7 protein-coding genes are annotated in these 7706 nt (G+C 59.5%); 4 read left to right on the top strand and 3 right to left on the bottom strand.

Annotated features, from left to right (window positions below):
* Positions 1–38: 38 nt before the first annotated feature.
* Entirely contained in the window at positions 39–1124 is a 1086-nt protein-coding gene (locus ACR0B8_RS19600; protein ID WP_480659349.1) for an NAD-dependent epimerase/dehydratase family protein, read from the bottom strand.
* A 159-nt stretch (positions 1125–1283) separates the two neighbouring features.
* Between ACR0B8_RS19600 and ACR0B8_RS19605 the strand changes: the two genes are divergently transcribed.
* Both ACR0B8_RS19605 and ACR0B8_RS19610 read left to right on the top strand, forming a co-directional pair.
* Positions 1284–2339, top strand: coding sequence for a Gfo/Idh/MocA family protein (locus ACR0B8_RS19605; protein WP_170359863.1), 1056 nt, complete (start codon positions 1284–1286; stop codon positions 2337–2339).
* Positions 2336–3256 (top strand): glycosyltransferase family 2 protein, encoded by a 921-nt coding sequence (locus tag ACR0B8_RS19610; protein WP_226689861.1) that lies wholly within the window; start codon positions 2336–2338, stop codon positions 3254–3256. The genes ACR0B8_RS19605 and ACR0B8_RS19610 overlap by 4 nt, the downstream gene beginning before the upstream one ends.
* A 13-nt stretch (positions 3257–3269) precedes the next feature.
* Here the strand turns inward: ACR0B8_RS19610 and ACR0B8_RS19615 are convergent, their stop codons facing one another.
* Positions 3270–4364 (bottom strand): glycosyltransferase family 4 protein, encoded by a 1095-nt coding sequence (locus ACR0B8_RS19615; protein ID WP_226689862.1) that lies wholly within the window; start codon positions 4362–4364, stop codon positions 3270–3272.
* 261 nt (positions 4365–4625) lie between these two features.
* On the opposite strand from ACR0B8_RS19615, the gene ACR0B8_RS19620 reads away from it, so the two are divergent.
* On the top strand, positions 4626–5945 hold the full coding sequence (locus tag ACR0B8_RS19620; RefSeq protein ID WP_226689863.1) for a glycosyltransferase family 4 protein: 1320 nt from the start codon (positions 4626–4628) through the stop codon (positions 5943–5945).
* Positions 5935–7041: a formylglycine-generating enzyme family protein gene (locus tag ACR0B8_RS19625; RefSeq protein ID WP_226689864.1), complete on the top strand. Its 1107-nt coding sequence runs from the start codon at positions 5935–5937 to the stop codon at positions 7039–7041. The genes ACR0B8_RS19620 and ACR0B8_RS19625 overlap by 11 nt, the downstream gene beginning before the upstream one ends.
* Before the next feature lie 15 nt (positions 7042–7056).
* Here the strand turns inward: ACR0B8_RS19625 and ACR0B8_RS19630 are convergent.
* A partial coding sequence (locus ACR0B8_RS19630) for a GMC oxidoreductase (RefSeq protein WP_480686163.1) occupies positions 7057–7706 on the bottom strand: 650 nt, incomplete at its 5' end.

The following is a 7706-nucleotide window of genomic DNA, read 5'->3' on the forward strand; positions in this document are numbered from 1 at the left end:
ATCCCTGAAATGAATGGGTAATCTTAAATATAGCCAGATTATTTTTCATAGCGGGCTTCAAGATAAGTACGGGTGGCGGCCAGCCCGGCCTCAAGATCATAGGCAGGTGCGTAACCCAGCCGGGCACGCGCATGATCGATCCGGCAGTGCCCCTTGGTTGCGAAAAGCTCAAGCATATAGCGGTCGGGATGCATCTCACCCTGCGCAGGCAGCCGCCGTTTCACTATGTGTACCAGCTTTTCGAACCTCTCTCGCCCGATCCTGGTGCGCGCGGCGGCGCTGAGCCGGGCGGCAAGCGGCGGGGTATCGGGGACCTCTCCGGTCTCTTCCGGCGGCAGCCCGTCTTTAAGGGTATCCAGCGGGACGTGACGCAGGCTGCCCCGTCCGATGATATCAGCATAGCCGGTCAGTAAATCCGACCAGGCAAAGGGTGCTGCGCCCGATATGATGAACCGCTCCTGCGCCAGATCATCCAGCACGGCGGCGCGAAGCATGGCCTGAACCAGATCGTCCACAAACACTGCGTTACACAGCCCCTCGGGGTCCGGCAGCACCACGCTGCCTGTGGCCATCCAGTCGGCCAGCCGATCGGTCCAGAGCATGCTGCCCGGGCCATAAACCAGCGTTGGTTGCAGGATCACAGCCGGACAATTTCCCTGTATCAGAGCCTGTTCCATCGCCATTTTGGCCTGCCGGTATGGTGTGCCTCCGGCTTGGGATAACGGGCTATCCTCAGTCAGATCCTCCTGCGGCCAGCCGTCATAGACGACGATCGAGCTGATATGGATGATCCGCCCGACCCCGGCGGCGTCAGCGGCCTGTCTGAGGGTGTCGAAGGTATCAAGGTTTTCGGCTGCAGGTGCGCGCATGTCATAGGCCAGATGAAACAGTACGTCCTGATCGCGTAGCGCGTTTTCCATGGCGGCCCTGTCGCCAAGCGCACCGGTTACGACATGTGCCCCCATCCCCTCAAGCGCGCGCGCGCCATGGCGGCTGCGCAGCAGAACGGTGACCTTGGCACCGGTGTCCAGCAGGGTCGGCACAAGCCGTTTGCCGACAAAACCGGTCGCCCCGGTCACGAAGACGGACTTGCCCTTCAGGTGGTCCAATCCGGAGATGTTCACAACGTCATGCCCCCTGCGATCCCGCTTTGTTGCTAACAGCGGCCTTTCAGAAACCTAGCGTGGAGGCAGCGCCTGTGCTACTCCGCTTATAAGTGAATTGTTGTTAAAGATGCCGGGTGTAACCCTGTTGCGCACCCGTGATTGTTAATGAGGAATTGAATGAAGATCGGTGTGATCGGGGCGGCCGGAAAGATCGGCCAGATGCGTGTTCAGAACATTCTTGAGTCTCCTGACGCCGAGTTGGCGGCGGTTCTGGATCTGGAGTTTCACCGGGCCGTGGCCGTGGCGGATGGCGCGCCTGCCTTTACCGATCTCGACCGGTTTTTTGCCACGTCGATGGATGCGGTGGTGATCTCGACCCCGGCGCATATACGTGAACCGCTCTGCCTGCGGGCCTTTGCCGAAGGCCTGCATGTGCTGACCGAAAAGCCGCTGTCCCCGACCGTGGAAGGGGCAAGGCGCATCGTCGATGCCGCGAAAAAGGCGGGTAAGGCTTTAGGGGCCGGGTTCAATATGCGCTACTACCCGTCGTTTGCGCATGTGAAAGAGGTCGCATCCTCGGGCGAGATCGGAGAGATCGACCATGTCCGCGTATATGGCGGCCATGACGGGTTGGGCCATTTCACCCATGATTGGGAATATCAGGCCGAATTTTCCGGCGGCGGTGCGTTGTGGGATGTGGGTATTCACATGACCGACATGGCGCGTTTCATTCTGGGCGAGATTACCAGCGTTTATGGAGTGGCCACCAACACGGTCTGGAACGTGCCGGGGTCCGAGGACAACGCTGTGGCAATCTTCAAGAACCCCGATGGTATTCCGGCGATCTATCAGGCCTGCTGGAACGATTGGAAAGGCTATCAAAGCGTGATCGAGGTGTACGGCTCGCGCGGTATGGTGCGCGGGGCCTATGCGCCGATGCAGAACCTTGTCATCACCATGGACAAGCCCGGTGGTGCGCCCAAACGGGTGCGTAAGTTTTATCCGGAAATCATGGTGCGCGAGAAATTGAAATCCTGGAAATCGACCGCGATCCTGTCCTTTGGCGACGAACTGGCCGATTTCATCCGCCTGACCCGCGGTGAAACCGGCCTGAACTGCGCCGACGGTCATGCGGGCCTGCGCGCGGTCGAAATCGCCGCCGCTGTGCCGGAAAGCACGCGCAGCGGTCAGCCAGTTGAACTGGACAATCTGGGGGACATGACAATCCAATGAGCAGCGACCCGACCCTTTCCATCGTTTTGACCATCGTGCAAGGCGGCAGCTATGTGCGGGATTTTCTGGAAGCAGTGCGCAGTTTCGATGACCCGCCGCCGCTGGATGTGATCATTCCCTATGACGCCAGCGTCGCGGATGTTGCCCAATATGCCGATGACTATCCCGAAGTGCGGTTTCTGGATCTGGGCGTCATCGACCCGATCCGCCCGATCACCTCCGAGGCGGGCAAGCATGAGCTTTACGACCGCCGCCGCTCGGCCGGGCTGGCCGCAGCCACGGGCGATATTATCGGCATTCTCGAAGATCGCGGCCTGCCGCAATCCGATTGGGCGCGTACTATCGTGCGGTTGTATGCAGAAACCGGCAAGAACGTGATCGGCGGCGCGATTGAATGCATGGAGCCGGTCAGCCCACTGAACTGGGCCTTTTACGTCACTGATTTTGGCCGCTACGGGCGGCCGTTTGAAACCGGTCCGGCAGATTGGGTGTCAGACGTGAACCTGACCTATAGCCGCAAAGCCTTGGATGAAACGCAGCATCTATGGAAAGACCGTTATCACGAGCCAATCGTGCATTGGCACCTGATCGAACAGGGTGAGGAGCTGTGGCTCTCGAACGAGGTGGTCGTGCATCACCGCCGGCCCAGGGCGACATTTCGGGAATTGCTGCCCGAGCGGTTCGATTGGGGCCGCCTGTTCGGTGAAATTCGGGTGCGCAATCAAAGCAACGCAAAGCGTCTGATGCTGATCCTGGCGGGGCCACTGATCCCGCCGCTGCTTTGGGTGCGCCACTATAAGCTGCAGGCCAGCAAGGGGCGGGGGATGCGGTACCTCAAGACGCTGCCGTATGTCATGCTGCTGTCGACCGCTTGGACGCTGGGCGAAGTCTGGGGCTACATCACTAAACGTCCCTGATCTGCGGTCCTTTTTAGCGACCTGCCAGAGTGTAATAGGTCTTTTCGAATTGCTGGTGCACCCAATCCGGATCGAACCGGTCTTCGCGGCTGCGTTTCAAAGCATTTTCCGCAAGGGTTCGGCGGCGGTCTTCGTCTGACAAGACATCCGCCACGGCAGCGCAGATCGCATCGATATCGGCGATGGGCACGACCGCGCCAACACTGTCATCAATCAGTTCGACCACGCCGGAACAGGCGGTGGCCACCGCCGGGGTTCCGGCCTGGAACGCCTCGGCAATGGTGAAGGGCAGCGCCTCCCATCGCGAGGTCAACAGGAACAGATCCGCCGCCCGCAACAGCCGGATCGGTTTATCGGTGCGGCCAATGAACTGCAGGTGTTCACCAAGCCCCTTATCGCGCGCCAGCGCGTGCAATTGCGCCTCATCCGGCCCGTCTCCGGCAACGATGAAACGATAGCCCGGATGGATGTCTTTCATCCGTGCGACGCAGTCGATCAGAATGTCGATCCCTTTTTGCGGCAGCAGGCGGGCCAGTGTGACAATCAACCGGTCGCCATCCCCAAGCAGTTCGGAGCGCAGGCTGGCAATGCCTTCGGCACTATCCTCGGGTGGGGGGGTGACGCCCAACCCGATGACCTTCAGCTTGTCCCGCGGCACATTCCCGATCACGGCCAGATCTTCGGCTGAACGGTGGCTGGGTGTGATCACCAGATCGCATTTCGCGGCAATCCGGCCGAATGCGGCGATCCGCTCGGGCTCGGACCCGTGATAGGTGACGGCAAGGGGGATACGCCGCCCGGTGCGGGCCAGATTGGCAACCAGCGCAGGGGCAGATTCATGGCAATGGACCAGATCGACTGGATTGTCCGCCAGCCAGCGCTGAAGTTGCCAGGCCGCGACTGCCGTATGACGCAGCCGGTTGACGATGCTGCCACCGTCGCCCGCGACATAGCGGGTGGGCAGGTCAAGGAAATCCGCCTGTTGGTCAGGCCCGGCCCAGATATCGGCGGTACCTGCCAGCGTGACGCGGTGGTTTCGCGCCTGCAGCCAATCGCTAAGCCCAAGGATATGCCGGGTGATACCGCCCATGCCGAACTGGGTGCCCATTTCGACAACATGAAGAGGGTCTGAAGGGGAAGAGGTCTGCATCTGAAGCGGGATCGGGCCAATTTTCTGAACTATTTCCCGATCATAGCATGCGCGCCGTATTTGCACATGCTGTGGTCACGGCCCATGACAGCCCGCATATGTTTGCAGCATGTCCGCAACACCGGCGGCGAAGCGGGTGCCCGCATGGCTTGTGCCTTTCGATTGTCGCAGGGATCGTGTTTCATACCGGAAAGTTATTGGTAATCCGGTACGATCCGCATGCAGTCGTTGCGCATTTTGATGTTCACCACATTTTACCCGCCGTATTCCTTCGGAGGTGACGCCATAGGGATTCAGCGCATGGCCCGGGCGCTGGTGGCGCGCGGGCACGATGTGACTGTGGTGCATGACGAGGACAGCTATCTGATCCTGGGCGGCAAGCCGCAGTCCGAGGGCGACCCTGATGGGGTACGGCGGATCGGGCTGCGCAGCCGCAATGGCATGATGTCGAACCTGCTGACCCAACAGCTTGGCCGACCCGTCATACACGCCGCCCGCATCCGCGAGATACTGGCCGAACGGCAGCCGGATATCATCTGGCACAACAATACATCGCTGATCGGTGGACCCGGCTTGTTGTCGATGGGCGAGGGGTTGAAGGTTTACGAGGCGCATGAACACTGGCTGGTCTGTCCCACCCATGTTCTGTGGCGGCACGAGCGCGAGCTGTGCGACAAGCGTCAATGCCTGCGCTGCGTGTTGAACTACAAACGTCCGCCGCAGCTGTGGCGCTATACCGGCGCACTGGACCGGGCGCTGGATCATATGGACCTGATCATCGCCAAAAGCGAATTCAGCCGCGCCAAGCACCGCGAATTCGGCCTGGGGCAAGAGATGCAGGTGCTGCCGTATTTCCTGCCCGATCTTGACCAAAGCGCCCTGCCGGAACCGGCGGCGCATGATCGTCCCTATTTCCTGTTCGTCGGGCGGTTGGAAAAGATCAAAGGGCTACAGGACGTGTTCCCGGCCTTTGAGCGTTATCCGGATGCCGATCTGCTGATCCTCGGAGACGGGGATTATGCCGATGCGCTAAAGAGCCAAGCCGCAGGCAATGACCGTATCAAATTTCTGGGCCGCAAGACGCTGGAAGAGCTTAACGCCTATTACCGCGGGGCCATCGGGCTGATTGTGCCGTCTGTCTGCTATGAAACCTTCGGCATCATCCTGATTGAAAGCTTCCGATTGGGAACTCCGGTAATTGCCCGCCGGTTGGGTCCGTTCCCCGAGATCGTTGAGCGGGCAGGGGGAGGATCTCTTTTTGAAACCGAGGACGAACTGATCGCGGCAATGCGCAACTTGCAACATCAGCCGGGCCGGCGCGTAGGGCAGGGAACCGCCGCGCGCAAAGCTTTCTTGGATATCTGGCATGAGACCTCGGTGCTTGAGGCTTACGGAGCCGCATTGGCCCGCGCGGCGCACGGCAAAGGCGACCGTGCGTTGGCTCAGGCATTAGAGGCTGGTGCTTTCGAGGTTGGAACCACGCATCAAGCCTCCGTCAGGGTTCTGAGTGATCAGGAAGGGTTTTCTAATGAAATCTGAGAGAACGCCCTACCCGTCGACCGGATCGCTTCTGGGGCGAGTTATTCGATGGATGCGGCGGCTGTTTTGGATCATGTCGTCCGGGGTGTTGGTGGTCTTCGTTATACTGGCCGGGTTACTCTTGCTGGTCGTGGTCGCAAACACGGCGCTGCGTGATCTTGAATTCTCAATGCGGGCGACAGAAGAGTATGAACAACTGCCTGAGCCCGACCTATCACTTCTGCAACATGCCGCGCTTTTTGTAACGGCCCAGTTTCTTCCATTGCGCCAGCCTGGCTATCACCTGGTTACATCTGGTCGTGTTTTCCAGGATTGCGCTGAATGTCCGGAACTGGTCGAGGTTCCTCCGGGCTACTTTCTGCTCGGCTCTCCGGTCTTCGAAAAGGGGCGTTATGCGCATCTGTTTATTTACAAGCCCCTTCGGAAACAGCTGAAACATGCCAACCGGGAAGGTCCAAGGCGTCTGGCTCGCATCCCGCGCCCGGTGGCGTTTTCCCGCTATGAAATCACCTATGGGCAATGGAAACAGGCGCAGGAAGATCCGGACTGGTTCGCGATCACCGGGCGCGAGCCGTTTTTTCCTGATTTAGAGACAGGCTATCGCGATGACCAGCCCATGACGCCGACAGAATGGAGCGATGCAAAAGCTTACGCCGAATATCTGAGCGCCAAGACAGGGCACACTTACCGTTTGCCGACGGACGCAGAATGGGAATACGCCGCCCGGGCCGGATCCGTGACGCGGTTTCCATGGGGTGATGAAGTGGGGAAAAACAATGCTGTCTGCATCAATTGCTCTTCCATTTGGCCCGTGCGCACGATGGCGCCAGTGGGCCTGCATCCGCCCAATGATTTTGGGCTTTATGACATGCATGGCAACGGCTTCGAATGGGTCGAGGATTGTTATGAATCCTATCATGATCCCGTGAAGATCGACGGCTCTCCACTTATCGGGGATGATTGTGAATTCCGGGCCATGCGGGGTGGAGGTTCGTATTCACAAGATTGGCAGAGCCGATCCGGGTTTCGCATCGGACCACATCACTATAATCGCGGATATGGACATGTCTTTCGTCTTGTCCGGGAGTTGGATTAAGCCATTGGCCAAATGTCAGGGGGCCAGCGAGCCAATCCGATGGGCATTGGCCATGACCGAGAAGGTGATGGTCGTGGCCGTGATGCTGGGCAGGCTTGAGGCGTCGACAAGATGCACCCGTGACAACCCTTTGGGTCGCCCGAGGATATCGGATTGCCTCGAACTGGGCGTTTTGGCCATGGGAACCGAGCCGCCCACGTGAAAGCTTGATCCCACATCGCCCGGGCGGCGGGCGAAAGTCAGGGGAATGAGCCCTGCCAGCTTCATGACCTGTGCCAACCGGGATGTTGCCTGGCCCATGACGTTTTCGGTTTCGTCATTGGCATGCACAGTCGAGGCAAGCCGTCCGTCAACGGCCAGCGTCAGATCGATCCGGGCGGAATGGGCCGAATGCAGAAAGGCCTGCGCCACGATCAGTCGCCGCGCCAGTAACCGCCATAAAGGGGCCGATCCGGGCAGTTTAGAGCCGTAACTGTTGATCAGGTCATGGGCATAGAACTCGTTCCATGTATAGACCTGCGCATGGACCAGATGAGGCGAGATCTCGGGGCCGTCCAATTCTATGAATATCTGCGGCAGGGTGTGATAGGGCCTTTGGTCCGGACGGCGCGGTGTGCGCCAGCGGTGCAGGCTGGGCAGAAAGAAATGCTGACTGTCCTGCAACT

The sequence above is a fragment of the Ruegeria sp. BH6 genome (assembly GCF_056538105.1).